Source organism: Streptomyces sp. NPDC007162 (assembly GCF_040634175.1).
Lineage (GTDB): Bacteria > Actinomycetota > Actinomycetes > Streptomycetales > Streptomycetaceae > Streptomyces.
The window spans coordinates 1-24,829 of the sequence record NZ_JBEYFC010000031.1; the positions used below are offsets into that span (position 1 = coordinate 1).

24 protein-coding genes are annotated in these 24,829 nt (G+C 72.5%); 9 read left to right on the top strand and 15 right to left on the bottom strand.

All coding sequences use genetic code 11. From position 1 onward, the window contains the following. Nucleotides 1-2,778 (bottom strand): glutamate synthase central domain-containing protein (locus tag ABZ646_RS06075; protein WP_360513414.1); only part of this gene is annotated, 2,778 nt, incomplete at its 3' end. A 372-nt stretch (nt 2,779-3,150) separates the two neighbouring features. Further along, the gene (locus tag ABZ646_RS06080; protein WP_360513416.1) at nt 3,151-3,882 is read right to left on the bottom strand and encodes a VIT1/CCC1 transporter family protein; all 732 of its coding nucleotides are present in this window, start codon (nt 3,880-3,882) and stop codon (nt 3,151-3,153) included. Between the two features lie 322 nt (nt 3,883-4,204). Between ABZ646_RS06080 and ABZ646_RS06085 the strand changes: the two genes are divergently transcribed. The 7 genes from ABZ646_RS06085 to ABZ646_RS06115 are packed head-to-tail and all read left to right on the top strand — an operon-like array spanning nt 4,205 to nt 11,965. After that, a complete protein-coding gene (locus ABZ646_RS06085) occupies nt 4,205-5,278 on the top strand; it encodes an ADP-ribosylglycohydrolase family protein (protein WP_360513418.1) in 1,074 nt (357 codons plus the stop codon). Continuing rightward, complete coding sequence (locus ABZ646_RS06090) at nt 5,275-6,393, top strand: ADP-ribosylglycohydrolase family protein (protein WP_360513420.1); 1,119 nt, start codon at nt 5,275-5,277, stop codon at nt 6,391-6,393. Before ABZ646_RS06085 ends, ABZ646_RS06090 begins: the two co-directional genes overlap by 4 nt. Before the next feature lie 8 nt (nt 6,394-6,401). Then, entirely contained in the window at nt 6,402-7,577 is a 1,176-nt protein-coding gene (locus tag ABZ646_RS06095; RefSeq protein ID WP_360513422.1) for an ADP-ribosylglycohydrolase family protein, read from the top strand. Further along, complete coding sequence (locus ABZ646_RS06100; RefSeq protein WP_360513424.1) at nt 7,565-9,058, top strand: ADP-ribosylglycohydrolase family protein; 1,494 nt, start codon at nt 7,565-7,567, stop codon at nt 9,056-9,058. The genes ABZ646_RS06095 and ABZ646_RS06100 overlap by 13 nt, the downstream gene beginning before the upstream one ends. Next, nucleotides 9,055-9,948, top strand: coding sequence for a ribokinase (gene rbsK, locus ABZ646_RS06105; RefSeq protein WP_360513426.1), 894 nt, complete (start codon nt 9,055-9,057; stop codon nt 9,946-9,948). The genes ABZ646_RS06100 and rbsK overlap by 4 nt, the downstream gene beginning before the upstream one ends. Continuing rightward, nucleotides 9,945-11,147 (top strand): CoA transferase, encoded by a 1,203-nt coding sequence (locus tag ABZ646_RS06110; protein ID WP_360513428.1) that lies wholly within the window; start codon nt 9,945-9,947, stop codon nt 11,145-11,147. The genes rbsK and ABZ646_RS06110 overlap by 4 nt, the downstream gene beginning before the upstream one ends. Beyond that, entirely contained in the window at nt 11,144-11,965 is an 822-nt protein-coding gene (locus ABZ646_RS06115) for a CoA ester lyase (protein ID WP_360513430.1), read from the top strand. Before ABZ646_RS06110 ends, ABZ646_RS06115 begins: the two co-directional genes overlap by 4 nt. A 58-nt stretch (nt 11,966-12,023) precedes the next feature. Here the strand turns inward: ABZ646_RS06115 and lgt are convergent, their stop codons facing one another. From lgt to hisI, 10 genes are all read right to left on the bottom strand, one after another. Next, nucleotides 12,024-13,028, bottom strand: coding sequence for a prolipoprotein diacylglyceryl transferase (gene lgt, locus ABZ646_RS06120; protein WP_360513432.1), 1,005 nt, complete (start codon nt 13,026-13,028; stop codon nt 12,024-12,026). Nucleotides 13,029-13,119: 91 nt separating this feature from the next. Further along, the gene (locus ABZ646_RS06125) at nt 13,120-13,896 is read right to left on the bottom strand and encodes a thioredoxin domain-containing protein (RefSeq protein ID WP_360513434.1); all 777 of its coding nucleotides are present in this window, start codon (nt 13,894-13,896) and stop codon (nt 13,120-13,122) included. Nucleotides 13,897-14,010: 114 nt separating this feature from the next. Continuing rightward, the gene (gene trpA / locus ABZ646_RS06130) at nt 14,011-14,829 is read right to left on the bottom strand and encodes a tryptophan synthase subunit alpha (protein ID WP_360513436.1); all 819 of its coding nucleotides are present in this window, start codon (nt 14,827-14,829) and stop codon (nt 14,011-14,013) included. Further along, the gene (gene trpB, locus ABZ646_RS06135; protein WP_360513438.1) at nt 14,826-16,109 is read right to left on the bottom strand and encodes a tryptophan synthase subunit beta; all 1,284 of its coding nucleotides are present in this window, start codon (nt 16,107-16,109) and stop codon (nt 14,826-14,828) included. Before trpB ends, trpA begins: the two co-directional genes overlap by 4 nt. A 328-nt stretch (nt 16,110-16,437) precedes the next feature. Beyond that, a complete protein-coding gene (trpC, locus tag ABZ646_RS06140; protein WP_360513439.1) occupies nt 16,438-17,247 on the bottom strand; it encodes an indole-3-glycerol phosphate synthase TrpC in 810 nt (269 codons plus the stop codon). A 145-nt stretch (nt 17,248-17,392) separates the two neighbouring features. Further along, complete coding sequence (locus tag ABZ646_RS06145) at nt 17,393-17,839, bottom strand: DUF2752 domain-containing protein (protein ID WP_360513441.1); 447 nt, start codon at nt 17,837-17,839, stop codon at nt 17,393-17,395. 80 nt (nt 17,840-17,919) lie between these two features. Then, nucleotides 17,920-18,177 (bottom strand): HGxxPAAW family protein, encoded by a 258-nt coding sequence (locus ABZ646_RS06150; protein WP_360513443.1) that lies wholly within the window; start codon nt 18,175-18,177, stop codon nt 17,920-17,922. Nucleotides 18,178-18,322: 145 nt separating this feature from the next. After that, nucleotides 18,323-18,967, bottom strand: coding sequence for a TIGR02234 family membrane protein (locus ABZ646_RS06155; protein ID WP_360513445.1), 645 nt, complete (start codon nt 18,965-18,967; stop codon nt 18,323-18,325). Nucleotides 18,968-19,039: 72 nt separating this feature from the next. Beyond that, nucleotides 19,040-20,527, bottom strand: a complete 1,488-nt coding sequence (locus ABZ646_RS06160; RefSeq protein ID WP_360513447.1) for an anthranilate synthase component I — start codon at nt 20,525-20,527, stop codon at nt 19,040-19,042. Nucleotides 20,528-20,538: 11 nt separating this feature from the next. Next, entirely contained in the window at nt 20,539-20,961 is a 423-nt protein-coding gene (gene hisI, locus ABZ646_RS06165) for a phosphoribosyl-AMP cyclohydrolase (protein ID WP_360513449.1), read from the bottom strand. Nucleotides 20,962-21,043: 82 nt separating this feature from the next. On the opposite strand from hisI, the gene ABZ646_RS06170 reads away from it, so the two are divergent. Next, nucleotides 21,044-21,679 carry a TIGR03085 family metal-binding protein gene (locus tag ABZ646_RS06170; RefSeq protein WP_360513451.1) on the top strand — a complete coding sequence of 212 codons (636 nt, stop codon included), beginning with the start codon at nt 21,044-21,046 and terminating at the stop codon, nt 21,677-21,679. A gap of 10 nt (nt 21,680-21,689) precedes the next feature. Then, nucleotides 21,690-22,088 carry a VOC family protein gene (locus ABZ646_RS06175; protein WP_360513453.1) on the top strand — a complete coding sequence of 133 codons (399 nt, stop codon included), beginning with the start codon at nt 21,690-21,692 and terminating at the stop codon, nt 22,086-22,088. A 6-nt stretch (nt 22,089-22,094) separates the two neighbouring features. On the opposite strand, the gene ABZ646_RS06180 is transcribed toward ABZ646_RS06175, so the two are convergent. From ABZ646_RS06180 to hisF, 3 genes are all read right to left on the bottom strand, one after another. Further along, on the bottom strand, nt 22,095-23,339 hold the full coding sequence (locus tag ABZ646_RS06180; RefSeq protein WP_360513455.1) for an MFS transporter: 1,245 nt from the start codon (nt 23,337-23,339) through the stop codon (nt 22,095-22,097). A gap of 14 nt (nt 23,340-23,353) precedes the next feature. Further along, nucleotides 23,354-23,941: a helix-turn-helix domain-containing protein gene (locus ABZ646_RS06185; RefSeq protein ID WP_360513457.1), complete on the bottom strand. Its 588-nt coding sequence runs from the start codon at nt 23,939-23,941 to the stop codon at nt 23,354-23,356. Between the two features lie 118 nt (nt 23,942-24,059). Next, the gene (hisF, locus tag ABZ646_RS06190) at nt 24,060-24,815 is read right to left on the bottom strand and encodes an imidazole glycerol phosphate synthase subunit HisF (protein ID WP_360513459.1); all 756 of its coding nucleotides are present in this window, start codon (nt 24,813-24,815) and stop codon (nt 24,060-24,062) included. Between the last annotated feature and the right edge of the window lie 14 nt (nt 24,816-24,829).

Consider the following 24,829-nt stretch of genomic DNA (forward strand, 5'->3'; position numbering starts at 1 on the left):
GCACCCAGTCCTCCTGTTGGACTTGCCGCCCAGCTGGTTCATGGCGATGGCGAGGGTCTCGTGGGCCTCGCGCGAGATGGAGCCGTACGACATGGCGCCGGTGGAGAAGCGCTTGACGATCTCGGAGACCGGCTCGACCTCGTCGATGGAGATCGACGGACGGTCGGACTTGAAGCCGAACAGGCCGCGGAGCGTCATGAGGCGCTCGGACTGCTCGTTCACGCGGTCCGTGTACTTCTTGAAGATGTCGTAGCGGTTCGCGCGCGTGGAGTGCTGGAGGCGGAAGACCGTCTCCGGGTCGAACAGGTGCGGCTCGCCCTCGCGGCGCCACTGGTACTCGCCCCCTATGTCCAGGGCGCGGTGGGCCGGCGCGATGCCGGAGGCCGGGTAGGCCTTGGCGTGGCGGGCGGCGACCTCCTTGGCGATGACGTCGATGCCGACGCCGCCGATCTTGGAGGCGGTGCCGTTGAAGTACTTGTCGACGAAGCCCGCTTCGAGACCGACGGCCTCGAAGACCTGGGCGCCGCGGTAGGAGGCGACCGTGGAGATGCCCATCTTGGACATGACCTTCAGGACACCCTTGCCGAGGGCGTAGATCAGGTTGCGGATGGCCGTCTCGGCCTCCATGCCCGGCAGGAAGGTGCCCGCGCGGACCAGGTCCTCGACGGACTCCATGGCCAGGTACGGGTTGACGGCCGCGGCGCCGAAGCCGATCAGCAGGGCGACGTGGTGGACCTCGCGGACGTCACCGGCCTCGACGAGCAGGCCCACCTGGGTGCGCTGCTTGGTGCGGATGAGGTGGTGGTGGACGGCCGCGGTGAGCAGCAACGAGGGGATCGGCGCGTGCTCGGCGTCCGAGTGCCGGTCCGACAGGACGATGAGCCGGGCGCCGTTGTCGATGGCGGCGTCGGCCTCGGCGCAGATCTCCTCGATGCGCGCGGCGAGCGCGTCGCCGCCGCCGGAGACCCGGTACAGACCGGAGAGGGTCGCGGCCTTGAAGCCGGGCATGTCGCCGTCGGCGTTGATGTGGATGAGCTTGGCCAGCTCGTCGTTGTCGATCACCGGGAACGGCAGCACGACACTGCGGCAGGACGCGGCAGTCGGCTCGAGCAGGTTGCCCGCGGGGCCCAGCGACGAGCGCAGGGAGGTGACCAGCTCCTCGCGGATCGCGTCCAGCGGCGGGTTGGTGACCTGCGCGAACAGCTGGGTGAAGTAGTCGAACAGCAGCCGCGGGCGGGCGGACAGCGCGGCGATCGGCGAGTCGGTGCCCATGGAGCCGATCGGCTCGGCGCCGGCCTTGGCCATCGGCGCCAGGATGACGCGCAGCTCCTCCTCGGTGTAGCCGAAGGTCTGCTGGCGGCGGGTGACCGATGCGTGGGTGTGCACGATGTGCTCGCGCTCGGGCAGGTCGCCGAGCTCGATCTCGCCGGCCTCCAGCCACTCCTCGTACGGCTGCTCGGCGACGAGGGTCGCCTTGACCTCGTCGTCCTCGATGATGCGGTGCTCGACGGTGTCGACGAGGAACATCTTGCCGGGCTGCAGCCGGCCCTTGCGGACGACCTTGGCGGGGTCGATGTCGAGGACGCCGACCTCGGAGCCGAGCACGACCAGGCCCTCGTCGGTGACCCAGTAGCGGCCGGGACGCAGGCCGTTGCGGTCGAGAACGGCGCCGACCTGGGAGCCGTCGGTGAAGGTGACGCAGGCGGGGCCGTCCCAGGGCTCCATCATCGTGGCGTGGAAGCCGTAGAAGGCGCGCCGGGCCGCGTCCATGGAGTCGTGGTTCTCCCACGCCTCCGGGATCATCATCAGCACGGAGTGCGGCAGCGAGCGCCCGCCCAGGTGCAGGAGTTCGAGCACCTCGTCGAAGGAAGCGGAGTCGGAGGCGTCGGGTGTACAGATCGGGAAGACGCGGTCGAGCTTCTCCTGCGGGCCGAACAGGTCGGAGACCAGCTGGGACTCGCGGGCGACCATCCAGTTGCGGTTGCCCTTGACGGTGTTGATCTCACCGTTGTGGGCGACGAACCGGTACGGGTGGGCGAGCGGCCACGACGGGAAGGTGTTGGTGGAGAACCGGGAGTGCACGAGCGCGATCGCGGACGCGAAGCGGCGGTCGGACAGGTCCGGGAAGAAGGGCTCCAGCTGGCCGGTGGTCAGCATGCCCTTGTAGACGATGGTCCGCGCGGACAGCGACGGGAAGTAGACGCCCACCTCGCGCTCGGCGCGCTTGCGCAGCACGAACGCCTTGCGGTCCAGCGCGATGCCCTCGCTGGCGTGGTCGGTGACGAAGACCTGCCGGAAGACCGGCATGGTGGAGCGGGCGGTGGCACCGAGCAGCTCCGGGGCGACCGGAACCTCGCGCCAGCCGAGGACGGTGAGGCCCTCCTCGCCCGCGATCGTCTCGATCCGCGAGACGGCGTCCTGGGTGCCGTCCTCGGGGAGGAAGGCGATACCGACGGCGTACGAACCGGCCTTCGGCAGCTCGAATCCGGCCACCTCGCGGAAGAAGGTGTCGGGCACCTGGGAGAGCAGGCCCGCGCCGTCGCCGGAGTCCGGCTCGGAGCCGGTGGCGCCGCGGTGCTCCAGGTTGCGCAGCACCGTGAGCGCCTGCTCGACCAGCGCATGGCTCGCCTCGCCGGTGAGGGTGGCCACGAAGCCGACGCCACAGGCGTCGCGCTCGTTGCGGGGGTCGTACATACCCTGCGCAGCAGGGCGAGCATCCATGAAGGACCAGTTCTGGCCGTTCGCGGAGTGCTGGGACGGCTGGCGCGGCGTACGCATCGGCTCTCCCGTCGTCGTCAGTGGCATATAGCAGGTGCCGAGGGACGACGCTGGCCCTCTGCGTTTTTGTTGCGAAATTTCACGCAGGTTACATGATGGAGCGGTTCTCGGGAACCGGATACTCCGTTCCAACATGCGGACGCCGCAGGGGTTCACGGCGGGGTACCGCGCTGGACGGTGAAGGCGAGGGGGACCGATCGGGACAGATCCGTGTCCATCGGTCCGAGGGGTGGGGATGAGCGTCGTGTCACCCCAGGGGTGCACGACAGGCGTCATTGCCTGCGGCGCTTACGGCTCATGCCCAGTGGTTAAGCGTTCGAAACCAGCGAGTAACGGCTACTTATGCGGCCCAACGCATAAGTAGCAACTCACCTATCCTACGGCCGTTCCGAACAGCATGCCCAGGGCGTACGTCACACCGGCCGCGGCACCGCCCAGCGCGAGCTGCCGAAGTCCGCTGAACCACCAGCTCCGCGCGGTCACCCTGGCGACCACGGCACCGCAGCCGAACAGCCCGGCGAGCGCCAGCAGCAGGGCGGGCCAGAGCGCGGTGGCGCCGAGCAGGAACGGCAGGACCGGAAGGAGGGCGCCGAGTGCGAACGACCCGAAGGACGACACCGCGGCGACCATCGGCGAGGGCAGGTCACCGGGGTCGATGCCCAGTTCCTCGCGGGCGTGTATCTCCAGCGCCTGCTCGGGGTCGGCGGACAGCTGCCGGGCGACCTCCCGCGCGAGCGCGGGCTCGACGCCTCTCGCCTCGTACAGCGCGGCCAGCTCGGCCTCCTCGTCCTGCGGATGCCGGCGCAGCTCCCGGCGCTCGACGTCCAGCTCCGCCTCGACGAGCTCGCGCTGCGAGGCGACGGAGGTGTACTCGCCCGCCGCCATGGAGAAGGCGCCGGCGGCGAGGCCCGCGAGACCGGTGATGACGATGGTCTGGTGGCCGACGGCGCCGCCGGCCACGCCGGTCATCAGCGCGAGATTGGAGACCAGCCCGTCCATGGCCCCGAAGACGGCGGGCCGCAGCCAGCCCCCGTTGACGTCCCGGTGGGTGTGGTTGTCGCGGTGGGCTTCGTGGAGCGTCGCTTCGGTTTCGATGATGGCCATGCGGGGTCCCCCAGGAGTCGTGTACGGAGTCGTGTACGGAGTCGTGTACGGAGGCCTCTAATAAGCTGAGGCAAAGCTAACTTTGGACATGTTCTATCTTTTGACAACGGCAACACTACGTCGCCGCATTCCCTGCCGCCAGCAAGGAAAGGCTCGGCTAACCTGCGGCTTTACCCTTGGGCGCTCAGCCGTGCGATAGGCCGCGCAGATGTCGACCGGGTGATGTGAACGCCTGCGAGGCTGCGGTCAACCGCCGTTGGTGGGACACATCCGCAAACGGTTCCGCGCCCGCGCGCGAAGCCCCTCCCGGAGAGGCCCGCCCATGTCATCGATCGCCTGCGCCACGCCGGTCCGCACTCCCGACGGGCCCCTCCCCACACCGCACGACCGGGCACGGGGCGCGCTGCTGGGCCTGGCCGTGGGGGACGCGCTCGGGGCACCGGCGGAGAACATGAAGCCCTCCGAGATCCGGGCCCGCTGGGGCCGCGTCACGGGCTACGTCACCGACAACCCAGCGGGCACGGACGACACGGAGTACGCGATCTTCTCCGGTCTGCTCCTCGCCCGCCACGGTTCGGCGCTCACCCCCGCCCATGTCGAGGCGGCCTGGCACGAGTGGATCGCCAGCCGCGCCGAGGGCCCCTTCAAAGGCGCGGGCTTCAGCGAACGCGGCACGCTGGAGAACCTCCGCCGCGGTCTCGCCGCGCCGATCTCCGCCCAGCACCGGCACGCCTGGAGCGACGGCCTGGCCATGCGGGCGGCGCCCTTCGGGGTCTTCGCGGCCGGCCGGCCCGCGGAAGCGGCCCGTCTCGTCGCCATCGACGGCTCGGTGAGCCATGAGGGCGAGGGCATCTACGGCGGCCAGGCGGTGGCGGCGGGCGTGGCGGCGGCGATGGCGGGGGCTCCTCCCACGGCGGTGATCGCGGCCGCGCTCGCGGTGGTCCCGGACGACTCCTGGACGGCGCGGTCACTGCGGCGGGCCGTGTCGGTGGCCCACCGCGGGGAGCGAGCGGTCCGCTCGGCGGTGGTGATCGGCGGCTACCCGTGGACCGACCTGGCCCCCGAGGCGGTGGCCCTGGCCTTCGGCGCGTACGCGTCGGCGGACGGCGACTTCCGGGAGGCCGTGCTGACGGCCGTCAACATGGGCCGGGACGCGGACACGACGGCGGCCGTGGCCGGCGCGCTGGCCGGAGCGACGCGGGGCGAGGGGGCGATCCCCACGGAGTGGGCGGCGGCGATCGGTCCGGCCCGCGGGAGCTGCCTGCCGTCGATGGCGGGACAGCACGTACTGGAGGTGGCGGAACTGCTGACGACGTCAGCGGCTCGACGGACGGAACCGCTCCACGACCCGGCCGTCCTGTTCACCGAGGTGGTCCTGAGTGAGGTCCAGCAGTGAGCCGGCGTCGTATCGAGGGCCTCTTCCTCGGCCTCGCGGCGGGCGACGCCGCCGGCTGGCCCGCCGCCCGGCACCGCGCCGCCCGCATGCCGGAGTGGACCCGTCGCCTCACCCGCGAACTGGACACCTTCGCCGAGCAGAACGCGACCACCACCCTCCCCGTCCCCATCGCCCTGAACCAGCCTCCGGAGCCGCTGCGCCTCGGCCCCTCCGACGACGCCGAATGGGCGGCCTTCGCCGCGGAAGCCGTGCTGCGCGCCGGCGACGACACCGCCCTGGCCGACCTCAGCCGTGAGCTCCGTACCCGCGCCGCCATCGACCTCACCTGGACCGCCGTGGCCTCGGAGGTCGCCGCCGCGGCGCAACGCGCCCCCGAGATCGAGTCCGCCGTGCTCCCCCTGCGCGCCCGCATCTCCGTGCGCGCCGGCCTCGGCAACCTCGCCACCGGCCTGCGCCCGCCCGCCACCGGCCACGACAACCCGCACTACTTCGACGACGCCGCCTGCGTCCGCGCCTGCGCGCTCGCCGTCGCCCACCCCGGCGACCCCCGACGCGCCGCCGACCTCGCCGAGTTCGACGCCCGCTACACGCAGGACGGCGACGGAGTGCACGGCGCCCGTGCCATGGCCGCCGCCCTCGCCCTGGCCCTCACCGGCGCCGAGGTGGAGACCTGCGTGGCCGCCGCCCTCGCCGAACTCCCCGAGCCCACCGAGATCGGCCGCAACGCCCGCCACGCCCTCACCCTCGCGGGCACCACCGACACCGCGTTCGCCCTGATCCCCCTCCTCGAACACGAAATCGTCGACCACGTCTACAGCTACGGCATCGCCGCCGCCGAGACCGTCCCCGTCGCCCTCGCCCTCGCCACCGCCGCGCGCGGCCGGATCGCCGAGGCCGTACCCGCCGCCGCCTGCCTGTCCAGGGTCGCCGACTCGGCCCCCGCGCTGGCCGGCGCGCTCACCGGCGCCCTCGGCGGCGCGGAGGCGATCCCGCCGTCCTGGCGGGACGCCTGCCGCACCCTCTCCGGCTGCGCCCTCCCCCGCCTCACCGGCACCGACCTCGTGGAACTCGCCGAACTCCTGGAAGCCACACAACCGGCCCGTCCAGGTGGATGATTCGGTGCATGACGCCCATAGGAGAAGAAAGCACCGGCGCTTCGCTCGACGAACGGATCACCGGGGCCCTCGTCGGAGCCGCCGTCGGTGACGCCCTCGGCGGCCCGGTCGAGGGCTACTCCCCCGACCAGATCCTCGAACGCCACGGCGGCCGCGTGCACGGCATCGTCGGCCCCTGGCACGGCGAGGACTGGCGAACCGCCCGCCCCGTCGCGCCGTACCACAAGGGCGACGGGCACGTCACCGACGACACCTTGATGACCCATGCGCTGGTACGGGTGTACGACCGCGTCCGCGACCACCTCGACGCGTACGCGGTCGCCGAGCACCTGGTCCCGGACCTGATGACCAACCCGCGCTGGATCCCCGAGCTGGAGACGGAGACCCTCCCCCTCCACCGTGTCTTCCTCGCCGAGAAATGGCTGGCGGCGCGCCTCCACTACGGCCACGTCGACCCGCGGGAGGCCGGCGTCGGCAACATCGTCAACTGCGGTGCGGCGATGTACATGGCCCCGGTCGGCCTGGTCAACGCGGCCGACCCGCGGGCCGCGTACACCGAGGCGCTGGACGTCGCGGGCGCCCACCAGTCGTCGTACGGCAGGGAGGCGGCGGGCGTCTTCGCGGCGGCGGTGGCGGCGGCGGCCTCGCCGGGGGCGACCCCGGACTCCGTCGTCGGCACGTGCCTGTCGCTGGCGAAGGACGGCACGCGCGAGGCCGTCGAACGGGTCTGTGAAGTGGCCGCGCGGCACTCCGACTTCGAGTCGGCGCTGACCCCCCTGCGGGAGGCGGTCGCCCCGTACGACACGGTGGGCCCCGACTACCGGTCCCCTTCGCTCGGCGCCCGCCGCCCCTCCCGTCTGCACGCGATCGAGGAACTTCCCGTCGCGCTGGGCATGTTGCTGGTGGCGGACGGCGACTACCGGCGGGCCGTGCTCGGTGCCGTCAACTACGGCCGGGACTGCGACTCCATCGCGACGATGGCGGGCGCGGTCGCCGGGGCGCTGGGCTCGCCGGTGCCGCAGGAGTGGTCGAAGCGGGTGGCGGAGGCGAGCCGCCTCGACCTCTGGGAGCCGCCGCGCGTCCTGGCAGGGGTGGCCCGGGAGGTCTTCGCCCGTGACGTCGGACGCCGCCGTGCCCACGAGGAGTCCTTCGCCCGCCTCGGAGGCCCGAGTTGCTCCGACTGACCTGGGTCCAGCCGGAGGATCTGCTGGGTCACGAGCTGCGCCAGGCCCGGCAGGACGGGCGGGAGCCGTCGGCCGTCGAGGCGAGGTGGCGGGCGGCGGGCGGCGCGGACGCGCCGAGCCGGGCCGGGGCCTCGCCGGACCGGGCGTCGCGCTATCTCCGGCAACTGGCGGAGGACCTCCTCGACGAACTCGCGGACCTGCCGAGCAGGTTGAACGAGCCGACGGATCTGGCCGACATCAAGGCGCTGTGTCCTGAGTGGCCGGACGCGCTACGGGGAGGGCGGTGCGGGCCGTCGTGCGGCTGCGGGTGCGCGGGGGCCGATCGCGCCCACGCGGCGGAGCCGCACCTGTCCCGGCCCCGCGCCCCTGACGGGGCGCTGTCCAGCCGTGTCCTTCCCCTTGCCGTTCCCGCCCCCCGGCCCCAGTCCACTCGCGCCTACCACGCCGCCTGGCTCGGCCGAGCCGTCGGCTGCCTGCTCGGCAAACCCGTCGAGAAGCTGCCCCTGCACGCCATCCGCGACCTCGCCCGCGCCACCGGCAACTGGCCCCTGAACCGCTACTTCACCGCCCAGGGCGTCCCCGCCGAACTCCTCTCCGCGCACCCCTGGAACCGCCGCTCGGCACCCACCTCCCTCGCCGAGAACATCGACGGCATGCCCGAGGACGACGACCTGAACTACCCTCTCCTCAACCTCCTCCTGCTCCAGCGCCACACCAGGGACTTCACCACCGCCGACGTGGCCGCCCTCTGGCTCGACGAACTCCCCGCCGGCCGCACCTTCACCGCCGAGCGCGTCGCCTACCGCAACCTGCTCACCGGCGTCGAACCCCCGCACACCGCCCGCCACCGCAACCCCTTCCGGGAGTGGATCGGCGCCCTGATCCGGGCCGACGCGCACGGCTGGACCAACCCCGGCGACCCGGCCGCCGCCGCCGAACAGGCCCACCGCGACGCCACCCTCACCCACACGGCCAACGGCGTCTACGCGGCGATGTTCACGGCGGCCGTCATCGCGACCGCCGCCACCGGCAGCCATGACATCCACGCCTGTCTGCGCTCCGGCCGCACGGTGGTCCCGCCCCACTCCCGGCTGGCCAAGGCGGTCGACCACGCGATCCGGCTCGCGGAACACCACGCCGACTTCGACACCGTCGTCGACGAACTGCACGCCGTCCACTCCCCCACCCACCACTGGGTGCACGCCATCCCCAACACCGCGCTGCTCGCCGCCGCGCTCACCCACGCGGACGGCGACTTCAGCGGCTCCGTCACCCGTGCGGTGAGCGGCGGCTGGGACACCGACTCGAACGGCGCGACCGCCGGCTCCGTCGCCGGACTGCTCGCGGGCGACCCCGACGCCCTCCCGGACCGCTGGACCACCCCGCTCAAGAACCGACTCGCCACCTCCGTCGCCGGCTTCGACGGCACCGGCTTCGACGCCCTCGCCCACCTCACCCACCTGGAGGCGACCCGCCCATGACCCATATCGCCGTACTCGGCAGCACCAACATGGACCTCGTCGCGTACGCCGAGAAGGCCCCCCGGCTCGGCGAGACCGTGCCGGGACGGGAGTTCCGTACGATCCCCGGCGGCAAGGGCGCCAACCAGGCGATCGCCGCCGCCCGCGCCGGCGCCACCGTCTCGATGATCGGCGCGGTCGGCCACGACTCCTACGGCGCCCGGCTGCGCGAGACCCTCGAACACTCCGGTGTGGACACCGACTCGCTGCGCACGATCGAGTGCCCCTCCGGTACCGCGCACATCGTCGTGGACGACGAGGGCGGCAACGCGATCGTCGTGGTCCCCGGCGCGAACGGCACCGTCGACCATCTCGCCCCGGGCGACGAGGGCGTCATCGCCTCCGCGGACACCCTGCTCCTCCAGCTGGAGATCCCGCTCCCCGCGGTCGTCGCCGGTGCCCAGGCCGCCCGCAGGCACGGTGTCCGGACCATCCTGACCCCGTCCCCCGCCCGCCCCCTGCCCGCGGAACTCCTCGACAACGTGGACCTGTTGGTGGCCAACGAACGGGAGGCGGCGGCCCTCACCGACCGTACCGACCCGCGTGATGCCGCCGCCGCCCTGCTCGACCTGGTGCCACAGGTCGTCGTCACGCTCGGCGCGGCCGGCAGCCTCTACCTCACCCGTGACGCCGCGCCCCTGGTGATCCCCGCGCCGAGGGTGACCGCCGTCGACTCGACGGGGGCCGGCGACACCTTCGTCGGAACGCTCGCGGTGGCCCTGGCCGAGGAGAAACCGGTCCGCGAGGCCCTGTCCTGGGCCGCCGCCGCGGCCGCGCTCGCCGTCCAGCGGGAGGGGGCGTCGACGTCGATGCCGTACCGCCCGGAGATCGACGCCCAGTTCACGGCATGAGTACGACGACACCGCCCCAGCCCCTCGGCAGACTGCGCGTCATCGACCTCGCCACCCTCTTCGCCGGGCCGCTCGCCGCCACCCTGCTCGGCGACTTCGGTGCCGACGTCGTCAAGGTCGAGCACCCCGCCAAGCCGGACCCCTCCCGGGGGCACGGCCCGGCCAAGGAGGGCGTCGGCCTGTGGTGGAAGGTCCTCGGCCGCAACAAGCGCGCCATCACCCTCGACCTGTCCAGGCCCGGGGGCCGCGCGACGCTGCTGAAGCTCGCCGCGACCGCCGACGTGGTCATCGAGAACTTCCGCCCCGGCACCCTGGAGAAGTGGGACCTGGGATGGGAGGAGCTGTCCGCGGTGAACCCGCGCCTGATCCTGACCCGGGTCACCGCCTTCGGCCAGTTCGGCCCCTACGCCCACCGCCCCGGCTTCGGCACCCTCGCCGAGGCGATGAGCGGGTTCGCGGCGATCACCGGCGAACCGGACGCCCCGCCCACGCTGCCGCCGTTCGGTCTCGCCGACTCCATCGCGGCGCTCGCGACGGCGTACGCGGTCCTGACCGCGCTCGCCGGCCGGGACCGCACCGGCGAGGGCCAGGTCGTCGACATGGCCATCATCGAGCCGATCCTGACCGTCCTCGGCGCCCAGCCCACCTGGTACGACCAGCTCGGCTACGTCCAGGAGCGCACCGGCAACCGCTCCGCCAACAACGCCCCGCGCAACACCTACCGCACGGCCGACGGCAGCTGGGTCGCCGTCTCCACCTCGGCCCAGTCCGTCGCGGAACGCGTGCTGCGGCTGGTCGGGCGCCCGGAGCTGATCGACGAACCGTGGTTCGCGACGGGTGCAGACCGGGCCGCGCACGCCGACGTCCTGGACGCGGCCGTCGGCGACTGGGTCGCCACCCGCTCCCGCGCCGAGGTGCTGGCCGAGTTCGAGAAGGCGGAGGCGGCGGTGGCCCCGATCCAGGACGTCCGGGACGTCCTGGAGGACCCCCAGTACCAGGCGCTGAACACGATCACCACCGTGCCCGACCCCGAACTGGGTCCGCTGCGCATGCAGAACGTCCTCTTCCGGCTCTCCTCGACACCCGGCGCGATCCGCTGGGCGGGCCGCCCGCACGGCGCGGACACGGACGCGGTCCTCACCGAGCTCGGTCTGACCGGGGCACAGCTGCGGGCCCTGCGCGAGGAGGGCGCCGTATGACCGCCACGGCGTTCCCCCTGACCTGGCTGTACGTCCCGGGCGACCGGCCGCGGGTCGTCACCAAGGCGCTGGCGTCGGGCACCGACGTGGTGGTGATCGACCTGGAGGACGCGGTCGCCCCCGACCGCAAGGACTACGCCCGCGCCGCCACCGCCGACCTGCTCGCCCACCGCCAGCCGGTCCCGGTGCACGTCCGGATCAACAGCCTGGGCACCCCCTGGGCCGAGGCCGACCTGGCGGCCCTGCTCGGCCTCCCCGGCCTGGGCGGGCTGCGGCTGCCCAAGGTCACCGGCCCGGCCGACATCCACCATGTCACCGACCGGACCACCACTCTCCCCCTCTACGCACTCCTCGAATCGGCCCTCGGCATCGAACACGCCTACGCCATCGCCGCCGCCCATCCCGCCCTGCGAGGCATCTCCCTGGGGGAGGCGGACCTACGGGCCGACCTCGGCGTACGGGGTGACATCGGCCTGGACTGGTGCCGTTCGCGGATCGTGGTCGCCGCACGGGCCGCGGGCCTGGTCCCGCCGCCCCAGTCGGTGCACCCGGACACCCGCGACCTGGGCGGCCTGGCCGCCTCCTGCGCTCACGGCCGCGCCCTGGGCTTCCTGGGCCGTGCCGCCATCCACCCCCGCCAGCTCCCGATCATCGAACGGGCCTACCTCCCCACGGAGGCGGAACTGGAACAGGCGGAAACGATCATCAAGGCGGCCACCACGGAACAGGGCGCCCAGGCCCTCCCCGACGGCAGCTTCATCGACGCGGCGGTAGTGGCAGCGGCCCGCAGAACCCTGGCCCTGGCCAGCCACAGGTGACACGCGAAGAGGGCGCCCGAGCAGGTGTCGGGCGCCCTCTTCGTCGTTCGGCCGAAGGTCAGCTCTTCTTGGTCGGCGCCGCTCCGGCCCCGTCCTTGACCTCACCGGACTCGTCCTCGGCCGGGTCGTCCGGCGCCGCCTCGGGCTGCGCTTCCGGCTCGCTCCCGGCAGCCGCCGCCCCGGGAGCCTCCCCGGCCTCGGCGGCACCGTCGGCCGCGGCCGCGCCGTCGGTCTCGTCGTCAGGGGCGCCCGGCTCCACCACCGCCTCTCGGCCCGGCCGCTTCTTCGCGGAGAGCACCATGTACAGCACCGCGAGCAGGAACACGATCATCGCGGTCCAGTCGTTGAGCCGCAGACCGAGGATGTGGTGGGCGTCGTCGACGCGCATGTACTCGATCCAGCCGCGGCCCACGCAGTACGCGGCGACGTACAGGGCGAAGGCACGGCCGTGTCCGAGCGTGAAGCGGCGGTCGGCCCACATCACGAGGAAGGCGACGCCGATGCACCACAGCGACTCGTAGAGGAACGTCGGGTGGTAATAGCCTGGGACCCGGCCCCCCTCGGAGGAGGTGATGTGCAGGGCCCACGGCAGATGCGTCTCGCGGCCGTACAGCTCCTGGTTGAACCAGTTGCCCCAGCGGCCGCAGGCCTGGGCGAGGGCGATGCCCGGGGCGATGGCGTCGGCGTAGGCCGGGAGCGGGATGCCCCGGCGCCGGCAGCCGATCCACGCGCCCACCGCGCCGAGGGCGATCGCGCCCCAGATGCCGAGGCCGCCCTGCCACACCTTGAACGCGTCGACCCAGTCACGGCCCGCGCTGAAGTACAGCTCGTAGTCCGTGATCACGTGGTACAGGCGCCCGCCGACCAGGCCGAACGGTACGGCCCAGACCGCGATGTCGGCCACGGTGCCGGCCCGCCCGCCCCGGGCGATCCAGCGCTTGTTTCCGAGCCAGACGGCTACGAAGACACCGATGATGATGCAGAAGGCGTAGCCGCGCAGCGGGATGGGACCGAGGTGGATCACTCCGCGCGAAGGGCTGGGAATGTAGGCAAAGGTTTCCATGGCAGGGTCGACGCTACCGTGCCGGACCGGGGCGACGGCAACCAGCCCGGCTACGGCTCCATAACAGGGGCGTGAGAATCGCTTACCCCTGCTACCCCTTGTTCGCGTCCTCGACCAGCTGCTTCAGCTTGGCCGGGGTCATCGTCTGGTCCTGGTAGATGTTCTTGCCGTCGAGCAGGACGGTCGGCGTGCCGCTGAACCTGCCGGCCTGGAAGGCCTCGTTCGACTTCACGACCCAGGCGTTGTGCGTGCCGTCCTCGACACACTTCCGGAAGGCCGGCGTGTCGAGGCCCTTGACCTTGCCGGCCAGCCCGATCAGCTTGGCGTTGTCGGCGAAGGCGTCGTCGGTCTCCTCGGGCTGGTTCTCGTACAGCACGTCGTGGAAGTCGCGGAACTTCCCGGCGTCCTGGGCGCAGGCGGCCGCGTTGGCCGCCTGCCGGGAGCCGCTGCCGCCGAGGTTTCCGTCGATCAGGGTGGCCAGGTGGTACTCGACCCTGAGCTTGCCGGAGTCGACCAGCTCGTGGAGCGTGGGCCGGTACGCCGTCTCGAAGGCCCGGCAGGCAGGGCAGCGGAAGTCCTCCCAGACGGTGAGCGTCGCCCTGGCGCCGTCCTTGCCGACCGGGATCGCGAGGCTGTCCTTGCCCTGCGCGCCCGACGGCGCCACCACCGGCCCGGAGCTCTCGCTCTTCTTGTCCTTGCCCGCGTTCGCGGCGACGACGCCGATCACCGCGGCCAGGCCGAGGACGCAGACGACGCTCGCGCCCACGATCAGCGCGCGCCGTCGCCTGTCCGCGGCCTTCTGCTTCTCGCGCTCGACCGCCAGCCGCTCGCGGGCCATCCGCTTTCCGTCACGATTCTTCTCGCTCACACCCCCAGAACGAACCGGGGAGGCGCACCGCGCCTCCCCGGTCCCAGGTCCACCCGTTCGAGTGACCGAATGTTCTGTCATGCCCGTAGCCCGATCGGCGACCGGGCCACCGCGCTACGCCTGTCCGCGCACGCCCTTCGCCAGTTGCCCGGCGAGTTCCCGGACGGCCGTCAGGCCGGCCGCGTCGTCGGGCGCGTCGAGCATCCGCTTCACGAAGGCCGAGCCGACGATCACCCCGTCGGCGAAGCGGGCGACCTCGGCGGCCTGGACCGCGTCGGACACCCCGAGGCCGACGCAGACGGGCAGTGCGGTGCCGGTGGCGCGGGTGCGCTCCACGAGCTCCTCGGCCTGGGCGCCGACGGATTCACGCGTACCGGTGACACCCATCAGCGACGCCGCGTAGACGAAGCCGCTGCCCGCCGCGGTGATCGTGGCGAGCCGTTCGTCCTTGCTGCTGGGCGCCACCACGAAGACCGTGGCGAGGCCGTGCTTCTCGGCGTGCTCCCGCCACAGCGCCGACTCCTGGACCGGCAGGTCAGGCAGGATGCAGCCCGCGCCGCCCGCCTCGGCCAGCTCGGCGGTGAACCGCTCGACGCCGTAGCGGTCGATGGGGTTCCAGTACGTCATGACGAGGATCGGCTTCCCGGTGGCCTCGTGGGCCTCCTTGACCGTGCGCATGACGTCCGCGATCCTGACGCCGCCGCGCAGGGCGATGTCGTCGGCGGTCTGGATGACCGGGCCGTCCAGGACCGGATCGCTGTGCGGCAGCCCGACCTCGACGACGTCGGCTCCGCCGTCCAGGACCGCCTTGATCGCGTCGATGCCGCCGTCCACGGTCGGGAACCCGGCCGGGAGGTAGGCGATGAGCGCGGCGCGGCCCTCACCCTTGGCGGTGGCGAGGGTCTCGTCCAGCAGCCGGATGTTCCCGCTCACTTGGCGTCTCCCTCGATCTCGGCGGTGGCGGTGGCGTCGGCGGCCACCTCGGCGTCGGTGTCGTACAGCCCGAAGTAGCGCGCGGCGGTGTCCATGTCCTTGTCGCCGCGCCCGGACAGGTTGACGACGATCAGGCCGTCCTTGCCGAGCTCCCTGCCGACCTCCAGGGCGCCGGCGAGGGCGTGGGCGCTCTCGATGGCCGGGATGATGCCCTCGGTGCGGGAGAGCAGGCGCAGGGCCTGCATGGCCGCGTCGTCGGTGACCGCGCGGTACTCGCCGCGGCCGGAGTCCTTGAGGTAGGAGTGCTCCGGGCCGATGCCGGGGTAGTCCAGACCGGCCGAGATCGAGTACGGCTCGGTGATCTGGCCCTCGTCGTCCTGGAGGACGTAGGACCGGGAGCCGTGCAGGATGCCGGGCTCGCCCGCGGTGAGGGTGGCCGCGTGCTCGCCGGTCTCGATGCCGTGCCCCGCGGGCTCGCAGCCGATGAGGCGGACGGTCTCGTCGGGGATGAAGGCGTGGAAGAGGCCGATGGCGTTGGAGCCGCCGCCGACGCAGGCGATCGCGGCGTCGGGGAGACGGCCGGCGCGCTCCAGGAGCTGGCGGCGGGCCTCGACGCCGATGACCCGGTGGAAGTCGCGGACCATGGCCGGGAAGGGGTGGGGACCCGCGACCGTGCCGAAGAGGTAGTGGGTGCGGTCGACGTTGGCCACCCAGTCGCGGAACGCCTCGTTGATGGCGTCCTTGAGGGTGCGGCTGCCGGACTTCACGGCGATGACCTCGGCGCCGAGCATCCGCATCCGGGCCACGTTCAGGGCCTGGCGCCGGGTGTCGATCTCGCCCATGTAGATGGTGCAGTCGAGGCCGAACAGGGCGCAGGCGGTGGCGGTGGCGACGCCGTGCTGGCCGGCGCCGGTCTCCGCGATCACCCGGGTCTTGCCCATGCGCTTGGTCAGCAGGGCCTGGCCGAGCACGTTGTTGATCTTGTGGGAGCCGGTGTGGTTGAGGTCCTCGCGCTTGAGGAAGATCCGGGCGCCGCCGGCGTGCTCCGCGAAGCGGGGGACCTCGGTGAGGGAGCTGGGGCGGCCGGTGTAGTTGACCAGGAGGTCGTCGAGCTCACGGGCGAACTCGGGGTCGTGCTTGGCCTTGTCGTACTCGACGGCGACCTCGTCCACGGCGGCGACGAGGGCCTCCGGGATGAACTTGCCGCCGAAGGCGCCGAAGTAGCCCTCCGGGGAAGGTACCTGGCCTTCGGGGTCAGGGAAGAAGAAATCGCTGGGCATGCGGAAACCTCACGGTGAGTGCGTGTGAAAAGACACTGTTCGCCGTGGGGGCGGAGTCCGTCGTACGACCTCAGGCCGTGTGTGGCCGGTCGCGCTCACGCGACGGAGTCGCATGATCAGATAGGGCCCCGCGCCCCTGAGGGGCGCGCTGCCATCGACGGCCGTTCACCTGGCCCGGTTCGTCGCCGATGACGTAGCGGACGCGGCGGCCGTGGACTCGGCGGGCCGGCGCACGGCAACCACGGGGCCGGCAGCCGCGCGCGAGGCGGGCGTACCGGTCCACTGTCGTCGTCACCGTGAGAGTCATCGCGTTCAGCCTAGCGGGTGATCAGGAGCGGCCGTGCCGCAGCGCCGGATGTTCACCCGCCGCCACCAGGTCGGCCACCGCCGACTTGGGGTCGCGGCCCGTCACCAGGGACTCGCCGACCAGGACCGCGTCGGCGCCGGCGTTGGCGTACGCGATCAGGTCGTGCGGGCCCCGGACGCCGGACTCGGCGACCTTGACGAGGTTCTCGGGGATCTCGGGGGCGACGCGCTCGAAGGTGGCGCGGTCGACCTCCAGGGTCTTCAGGTTGCGCGCGTTGACACCGATGATCTTGGCACCCGCGTCCACCGCACGCTCGACCTCGTCCTCGTCGTGGACCTCGACGAGCGGGGTGAGGCCGATGGACTCGGCGCGCTCGATCAGCGACTCGAGGGCCGACTGTTCGAGGGCGGCGACGATCAGCAGCGCGAGATCGGCACCGTACGCCCGGGCCTCCCACAGCTGGTACGACGTGACGATGAAGTCCTTGCGCAGCACCGGGATGTCCACCCGGGCCCGGACCGCCTCCAGGTCGGCCAGCGAGCCGCCGAAGCGGCGCTGCTCGGTCAGGACCGAGATGACGGCCGCGCCGCCCGCCTCGTAGTCCGCGGCGAGTCCGGCCGGGTCGGCGATCGCGGCCAGCGCGCCCTTCGACGGGCTGGAACGCTTGACCTCGCAGATGACCTTGACGCCCTCACCGCGCAGCGCGGCCACGCCGTCCTTGGCGGCGGGCGCCTTCGCCGCGCGCTCCTTGAGCTCGTCGAGGCTGACGCGCGCCTGCCGCTCCGCGAGGTCGGCACGGACTCCGTCGATGATCTCGTCGAGCACACTCACGCGAGCGGCCCCCTTCCGGACGGTTCTTCAAGGCGGTCAATCCCACAGGTAAAAAACCCATGGTCAGTCCGATGGTATCCGCAGGACGGCACAGGCCTCGCATCGGTGCGACGGCGCTGCCCCTACCTGGACCTTTACTAGTTGATCAAGGATGCAACCAGCCACCGAACGGCAGGTTCCGGACAACCGTGAAGACCAGCACCAACACGCCGAGGCTCCACATCTGCACCGGCCGGAGTTCGATCCGGGCGGGCCGGCCGCGTACCGCGCGCGCCACCCAGACGGTCCACACCACGGCGAAGGCCAGGTAGGCGGCGACCCCGGCCGCGTTGTCCTGGAGCGCGGCCAGGAAGTCGCCGTGGACGAACGCGTGCGCGCTGCGCAGGCCGCCGCATCCGGGGCAGTACAGGCCGGTGAGCCGGTAGAGCGGGCAGACCGGGTAGTGGCCGGGCTGGTTGGGGTCGACGGTGCCGACATAGGCGAAGGCCCCGGCCACCGCGGCCAGCACCCCCGCGGGCACGGCCAGCCGTCCGCGCAGCGAGGTCGGCACCGGGGCGGCTGTGCTGGGGCGGTCGGCGTTCACGCCTCGCATTGTGCCCCGTACGGTCGCCGCACGCGCGAGAGGGGCGCCCCCGATGTCTCGGGAGCGCCCCTCTCGGGAAGAGGTGCGGGTCAGCTCTTCGCGGCGGCCGGTTCGGGGGTGACGGCCGGGGCGGTGTGCTGGAGCGCTCCGGAACCCTTCGGCTGGCCGAGGCCCATGGAGCGCATGATCATGCCGACCACGCCACCGAGAAGCACGATCACCATTCCGGCCCAGAAGCCCACCGGCTGCGCCATCACCATGAAGGCACCGGCTACGCAGAAACCGATGAAGGCGATGGTGACGCCGGTCCAGGCGGCCGGGGTGTGACCGTGGCTGCTGCCCGCCATGACTTGCTCCTCGTTTGACTGGTGCGTGTCGTACGGGCCGTCCGTGCGAGCTCGTACGTGTCCTTACGGACGCTCGTCCTCCATTGTCCCGTACGAATACCCGTGCGATGAGCGGGGGTGGCGTCTGATTCGCCACACCGACGCGCTAGGCCCCCGTGGGGTCCTCTCCGCGGTCCAGCGCCTTCCAGATGTCCTCGGGACGGTCCGGGTCCACCGGCTTCGGTGCGCGGCGGGGCCGCTCCGCCCCGGTGCCGCGCTCGTAGCGCCCGGACATCGCGGGCCACAGGCGGCCGTAGCGCAGCGCGAGCAGCCCGGCGACCAGGATGAGCGCGCCGCCGACCGCGGCGACGTAGGGCCAGCCGGTGTGGCTGAGGGCGGCGACCGTGGCGGAGGTGTCGCCGCTGGCCTGCGCGGCCTTGTCGTCGAGCGCGGAGTCGTCGGAGGCGCCCAGCAGGGCGGCGGCGGTGATCCCGGCGCCGGACAGCGCGAGCAGTCCGGCGACCATGAAGCGGCCGGCCCGGCGGACGGCGAAGACGGCGACGAGCGCGGCGAGGCCCACTATGGCGAGGGCCGCGGGGACGCCCGTGACGTCGCTGCCCTTGGCGGTCAGCGGGAAGTCGCCGCCGGCCACCGTCGCGGTGCCCTCCGCCCAGCGCTGCCGGGTGGAGAGCAGAGCCACGGCCGCGCCGAGCGCACCGAGCAGCAGCGCCGCCGCGAGGCTGCGGCGGCCGGACCGCTCGGGTGCGGCGGTTTCGGATGGGGGGTGAGGAACAGCAGTCACGTACTCCACTATCGCCTGAACCCGGGGCGAACGGTCACCCGGGGTGGGGTGAGAAGCGCCCCACTTGCCGGGCCCGGGCGCCTACTTGCCCAGTCTGTTGGCGGTGTGTACGGCGCGCAGGACCGCCGCCGCCTTGTTGCGGCACTCCTGGTCCTCGGCGACCGGGTCGGAGTCGGCGACGATGCCCGCGCCGGCCTGGACGTACGCGGTGCCGTCCCGCAGCAGGGCGGTGCGGATGGCGATCGCGGTGTCGGAGTCACCGGCGAAGTCGAGGTAGCCGACGCAGCCGCCGTACAGCCCTCTCCTGGACGGTTCCAGTTCGTCGATGATCTGCATCGCCCGGGGTTTCGGGGCGCCGGAGAGGGTGCCGGCCGGGAAGCAGGCGGTGAGGACGTCGAACGCGGTGCGGCCCTCGGCGACCTTTCCGGTGACCGTCGAGACGATGTGCATGACGTGCGAGTACCGCTCGACGGACATGAAGTCGACGACCTCGACGGAGCCCGGTTCGCAGACCCGCCCCAGGTCGTTGCGGCCGAGATCGACGAGCATCAGGTGCTCGGCGCGCTCCTTGGGGTCCGCCATCAGCTCGTCGGCGAGGGCCTGGTCCTCCTGCGGGGTGGCCCCGCGTGGCCGGGTGCCGGCGATGGGATGGACCATGGCCTGCCCCGCCTCGACCTTGACCAGGGCCTCCGGGGAGGAGCCGACGACGTCGAACCCCTCGAAGCGGAACAGGTACATGTACGGCGACGGGTTGGTGGCCCGGAGCACCCGGTAGACGTCAAGCGCACTCGCCGTGCACGGGGTCTCGAAGCGCTGCGAGGGGACGACCTGGAAGGCCTCGCCCGCGCGGATGCGCTCCTTGATGTCCTCGACGGCCACCTGGAAGTCGGGCCCGCCCCACAGGGCGGTGTACTCGGGGAGTTCGGAGGGCGGCAGGACGGCGGGCGGCTGGGCGACCGGGCGGGAGAGGTCGGCCTCCATCGCGTCGAGGCGGGCGATCGCGTCGGCGTAGGCCTCGTCCACGCCCGTGTCGAGGTCGTTGTGGTTGATCGCGTTGGCGATCAGCAGGACCGAGCCCTCCCAGTGGTCCATGACGGCCAGGTCGCTGGTGAGGAGCATGGTCAGCTCGGGCAGCCGCAGGTCGTCGCGCTCCCCCGGGCCGATCTTCTCCAGGCGGCGCACGATGTCGTAGCCGAGGTAGCCGACCATGCCGCCGGTGAAGGGGGGCAGGTGCTCCGGGTGCGGGGTGTGCAGGGCCTCGATGGTGGCGCGCAGGGCGGCCAGCGGGTCGCCGTCGACGGGGACGCCGACCGGCGGGGTGCCGAGCCAGTGGGCCTGGCCGTCGCGGGCGGTGAGGGTGGCGGCGGAGCGGACGCCCACGAAGGAGTAGCGGGACCAGCGGAAGGCGGTGCGGCCGTTCTCGGCGGACTCCAGCAGGAAGGTGCCGGGGCGCTCGGCGGCGAGCTTGCGGTAGAGCGCCACCGGGGTGTCGCCGTCGGCGAGGAGCTGGCGGGTGACCGGGATGACACGCCGGTCGGTCGCCAGCTTGCGGAAGGTCTCGAGGTCCATGGCGGCAGACCTTACTGATCCGAGGCGGCCGGGCCGGAATCGGCGCCGTCACCGCCGCCCACGAGCAGCACGTCGGCGTCGAAGCAGGTCCGGTCGCCGGTGTGGCAGGCGGCGCCCACCTGGTCGACCCTGACCAGCACGGTGTCGGCGTCGCAGTCCAGGGCGACCGACTTCACCCACTGGAAGTGGCCGGAGGTGTCGCCCTTGACCCAGTACTCCCTGCGGCTGCGCGACCAGTAGGTGCAGCGTCCGGTGGTCAGGGTCCGATGCAGCGCCTCGTCGTCCATCCAGCCGAGCATCAGTACCTCGCCGGTGTCGTACTGCTGGGCGATGGCGGGCAGCAGGCCGTCGGCACTGCGCTTGAGGCGGGCGGCGATCTCCGGGGCGAGGCCACTGGACGGGGACGCGCCCGTCGTACCGGTCGTACTGGTCATGCCTGCCATTGTGCCGCGCGGCACCGGCAGTGACGGACCGTGTCCACTGTCCGGACGGTGAGTGTGGTCGTAGGCTGATCCCATGTCGACCTTCGCCAAGCGTGAACGGCTCCTGCTCGCCGACCTCTTGGAGACCGCCGGTCCCGAGGCGCCGACCCTCTGCGAGGGCTGGCTGACCCGTGATCTGGCCGCGCACGTGGTGGTCCGCGAGCGCCGGCCGGACGCCGCCGGGGGCACGATGATCAAGGCGCTGGCGCCGCGTCTGGAGAAGACGACGGCCGAGTTCGCCGCGAAGCCGTACGAGGAGCTGATCCAGCTGATCCGTACCGGCCCGCCGCGCTTCTCCCCCTTCCAGCTCAAACAGGTCGACGAGGCGGCCAACACCGTGGAGTTCTACGTGCACGCGGAGGACGTCCGCCGGGCCCAGCCGGACTGGTCGCAGCGCGAGCTGGACCCCGTCTTCCAGGACGCCCTGTGGTCCCGTCTGGAGCGCACCGCCCGGCTGCTGGGCCGGGGGGTGCCGACCGGGCTGGTGCTGCGCCGTCCCGACGGGCAGACGGCCGTCGCCCACCGCGGCACCCCCGTGGTGACGGTGACCGGCGAGCCCTCCGAGCTGCTGATGTTCGCCTTCGGCCGGCAGAGCGCGGCGAAGGTCGAGGTGGACGGCGACGAGAACGCGATCGCCCGGCTGACCGAGTCCAGGCAGCTGGGCATCTGAGGAGACCGTGATGATCAAGGTCGCGATGACGAACGTGTACGTGGACGACGTGCCGAAAGCGCACGCCTTCTACACGGGCATCCTCGGCTTCGAGACCCGCACCCACCTCGACCTCGGTGGCGGCACCCTCTTCGTCACGGTCGGCGCGCCCGAGGGCGCCCAGCCGGACCTCCAGCTGCTCCTGGAGCCCGGCGACGGCCCCATCGCCGAGCCGTACCGCAAGGCCGTGTACGAGGCGGGGCTCCCGGCCATCGTCTTCTCGGTGGACGACATCCGGGCCGAGTACGACCGGCTGCGCGCCCTGGGCGTCCGGTTCACGCACGAGCCGCAGGAGCAGGGCCCGGTGATCGCGGCCGTCCTGGACGACACGGTCGGCAACCTCGTCCAGCTGGCCCAGCCGAAGGGCTGAGCGGCCTCAGCGGGGCAGCTCGGCCCGGCGCAGCCCCGGCGCGACCAGGGCGACCACCCCGCCGAGCCCGCAGACCGCGGCGCTCACCACGTACACCGGGCCGAGTCCGAAGGCGTCGGCGGCGGCCGCCGAGAGGGGCATGGTCAGCGGGGCGAGGCCCAGGCTGACGAGTCCGGAGACGGCGGTGACGCGTCCCAGGCAGGCGGGGTCCGCGTGGGTCTGGAGCAGCGCCTGGCACAGCGCCCCGCTGAGCCCGGCGAACAGCCCGACCAGCAGGGCCACCCCCACGGCGCCGACCAGACCCGGTACGAAGGCGAGGGCGCCGATTGCGACCGCACCGGCGAGGGCCGTGCACCCGGTGACCAGGCCGGCGCGCGGCAGCCGGCCCCGGACGGTCAGCAGCAGCGCGGCGCACCCGGCGCCGACGCCGAACCCGGCGAGCACCCAGCCCAGTCCGGCGGCACCCCAGCCGCGCCGGTCGGCGAGCAGGGTGAGCCCGACGTTGAGCGGGCCGACGAAACCGAGGTCGCCGAGCGCGATGGCCCACATCAGCGGCGCCAGGACCCGGTGGCGGCGAACGTGGGTGAGACCGGCACGCAGGTCCTGCCAGGGGGTGGGGACCGCGGCGCGGCCCTCGGTGGGCAGGTCGCGTACCCGTACGGAGATCAGCAGCGGCACGGAGACGGCGATGAGCAGTCCGGCGAGGCCGAACGCGCCCGCCGCGCCCCCGACGGCGACCCCGAGGCCGCCCAGGGGAGCGCCGACGACGTAGGAGAGGCGGATGGCCAGTCCGCGCATGCCCTGGACGCGGGCGAGCTGGTCGTGGGTCGTCACGCGGGCGGGGAGGGCGCCCACGGCGGGCATGAACACGGCGTCGACGGTGCCGAAGACCAGGGCGAGCAGGGCCAGCGGCCACAGGCCGGGGCTGGTCAGGAACAGCAGGGCCGCCACGGCGAGCACGGCGGCGCAGCGCACCGCGTCGCTGCCGATGACGACCCGGCGCGGCCCCAGCCGGTCGGCGACGACCCCGCCGAACAGCATCAGCACGGCTCTGGGCAGCGCGCTGGCCGACATCACGGCCCCGGCCTGCGCAGGCGAGCCCGCCCGTACGGCGGCCCAGGAGAGCGCGAGGTAGTAGACGCTGTCGCCGACCATGGAGGAGGCGTAGGCCGCGAGCCAGCGCAGGACGTTGGGGTCGCGGTGGGCGGGGCGGTGAGCCGTGGGTGCGGTGGGTAAGACGGTCGCGGTCACGGGTCGGGCCCTTCTCAGAGACGGAACGGGAAGCCGTACGTGTACAGCGCGACGTTCTCGCGGTCCTCGGTGTCGCCGTCCGCGGCGGCGGAGCGCCCCATCTCGGCGTACTTGTCCAGCAGGGCTGCGAACTCGCCCTTCATCGCGGCGAGTTCCTCTGGAGTCAGCCTCAGCAAGTACTCACTGTCGATGGCCGCGGTGTTCCACTCGGGAGTCCAGGTGGGGCGTTCGTCCAGGTAGCGGCGGTAGCGGTCGGCGCGCTGGTCGTGGAAGAGCCGGGTGGCCGCGAGGTGGGCCGCGGCCTTCTGGGGATCGTCACGGAAGTCGGCGTCCCGGATGGTCACACCGTCCGAGGCGGGCTGCCACCAGCGCTCCCGCCCGTCCTCGGACTGCCGCTCCGCCTCCTCGATCAGGCCGTGCTCGGCCAGCTTGCGCAGGTGGTAGCTGACGAGGGACACGGCCTCGTCCACGCGCTCGGCGAGCTGCGAAGCCGTGGCGGCCCGTTCCAGGTACAGCAGCCGGTAGAGGTCCGCGCGCAGCGGATGGGCGAAGGCCTTCAGCGTGCCCACATCGGTGATCCGGCGGTTCTCCGCGCTTGCCATGCGCACGACCCTAAATCAGGAAAGAAACGTTGCGCAATATAGTTTGCGCAACTTTCCTTTCGTATCTTCCGAGCGAAAAGCCCCGGCGCGGGCACCGGGGCTCAAGCTCGGCGCGGCCTCACCGCACGGGGTGGCCCGCCTCCCGCAGGGTCTGCTTCACCTCGCCGATCCTCAGGTTGCCGAAGTGGAAGACCGAGGCCGCGAGGACCGCGTCCGCGCCCGCCGAGACCGCCGGGGGGAAGTGCGCGAGCGCGCCCGCGCCGCCGGAGGCGATGACCGGGACCGTGACGTGCTTGCGGACCGCGGTGATCATCTCGATGTCGTAGCCGTCCTTGGTGCCGTCCGCGTCCATCGAGTTGAGCAGGATCTCCCCCGCGCCCAGTTCGGCCGCCCGGTGCGCCCACTCGACCGCGTCGATGCCGGTGCCGCGGCGGCCGCCGTGGGTGGTCACCTCGAAGGAACCCGACTCGGTGCGGCGGGCGTCGACCGACAGGACCAGCACCTGGCGGCCGAAGCGTTCCGCGATCTCCCGGATGAGGTCCGGGCGGGCGATGGCGGCCGTGTTGACGCCCACCTTGTCGGCGCCGGCGCGCAGCAGCTTGTCGACGTCCTCCGCCGTGCGGACGCCACCGCCGACCGTCAGCGGGATGAACACCTGCTCGGCGGTGCGGCGCACCACGTCGTAGGTGGTCTCCCGGTTGCCGGACGACGCGGTGATGTCCAGGAAGGTCAGCTCGTCGGCGCCCTCCGCGTCGTACACCTTGGCCATCTCGACCGGGTCGCCCGCGTCGCGCAGGTTCTGGAAGTTCACGCCCTTGACGACCCGGCCGTTGTCCACGTCCAGGCAGGGGATGACTCGGACCGCCAGGGTCATGAATCCACGGCTCC

Excerpts from the sequence above, each read along its gene's own strand:
- ABZ646_RS06080 (WP_360513416.1), bottom strand. The coding sequence starts at position 3,882 with ATGGCCATCATCGAAACCGAAGCGACGCTCCACGAAGCCCACCGCGAC.
- ABZ646_RS06085 (WP_360513418.1), top strand. The coding sequence starts at position 4,205 with ATGTCATCGATCGCCTGCGCCACGCCGGTCCGCACTCCCGACGGGCCC.
- ABZ646_RS06095 (WP_360513422.1), top strand. The coding sequence starts at position 6,402 with ATGACGCCCATAGGAGAAGAAAGCACCGGCGCTTCGCTCGACGAACGG.
- rbsK (WP_360513426.1), top strand. The coding sequence starts at position 9,055 with ATGACCCATATCGCCGTACTCGGCAGCACCAACATGGACCTCGTCGCG.
- ABZ646_RS06110 (WP_360513428.1), top strand. The coding sequence starts at position 9,945 with ATGAGTACGACGACACCGCCCCAGCCCCTCGGCAGACTGCGCGTCATC.
- ABZ646_RS06115 (WP_360513430.1), top strand. The coding sequence starts at position 11,144 with ATGACCGCCACGGCGTTCCCCCTGACCTGGCTGTACGTCCCGGGCGAC.
- lgt (WP_360513432.1), bottom strand. The coding sequence starts at position 13,028 with ATGGAAACCTTTGCCTACATTCCCAGCCCTTCGCGCGGAGTGATCCAC.
- trpB (WP_360513438.1), bottom strand. The coding sequence starts at position 16,109 with ATGCCCAGCGATTTCTTCTTCCCTGACCCCGAAGGCCAGGTACCTTCC.
- ABZ646_RS06145 (WP_360513441.1), bottom strand. The coding sequence starts at position 17,839 with ATGCGAGGCGTGAACGCCGACCGCCCCAGCACAGCCGCCCCGGTGCCG.
- ABZ646_RS06150 (WP_360513443.1), bottom strand. The coding sequence starts at position 18,177 with ATGGCGGGCAGCAGCCACGGTCACACCCCGGCCGCCTGGACCGGCGTC.
- ABZ646_RS06160 (WP_360513447.1), bottom strand. The coding sequence starts at position 20,527 with ATGGACCTCGAGACCTTCCGCAAGCTGGCGACCGACCGGCGTGTCATC.
- hisI (WP_360513449.1), bottom strand. The coding sequence starts at position 20,961 with ATGACCAGTACGACCGGTACGACGGGCGCGTCCCCGTCCAGTGGCCTC.
- ABZ646_RS06170 (WP_360513451.1), top strand. The coding sequence starts at position 21,044 with ATGTCGACCTTCGCCAAGCGTGAACGGCTCCTGCTCGCCGACCTCTTG.
- ABZ646_RS06175 (WP_360513453.1), top strand. The coding sequence starts at position 21,690 with ATGATCAAGGTCGCGATGACGAACGTGTACGTGGACGACGTGCCGAAA.
- ABZ646_RS06185 (WP_360513457.1), bottom strand. The coding sequence starts at position 23,941 with ATGGCAAGCGCGGAGAACCGCCGGATCACCGATGTGGGCACGCTGAAG.
- hisF (WP_360513459.1), bottom strand. The coding sequence starts at position 24,815 with ATGACCCTGGCGGTCCGAGTCATCCCCTGCCTGGACGTGGACAACGGC.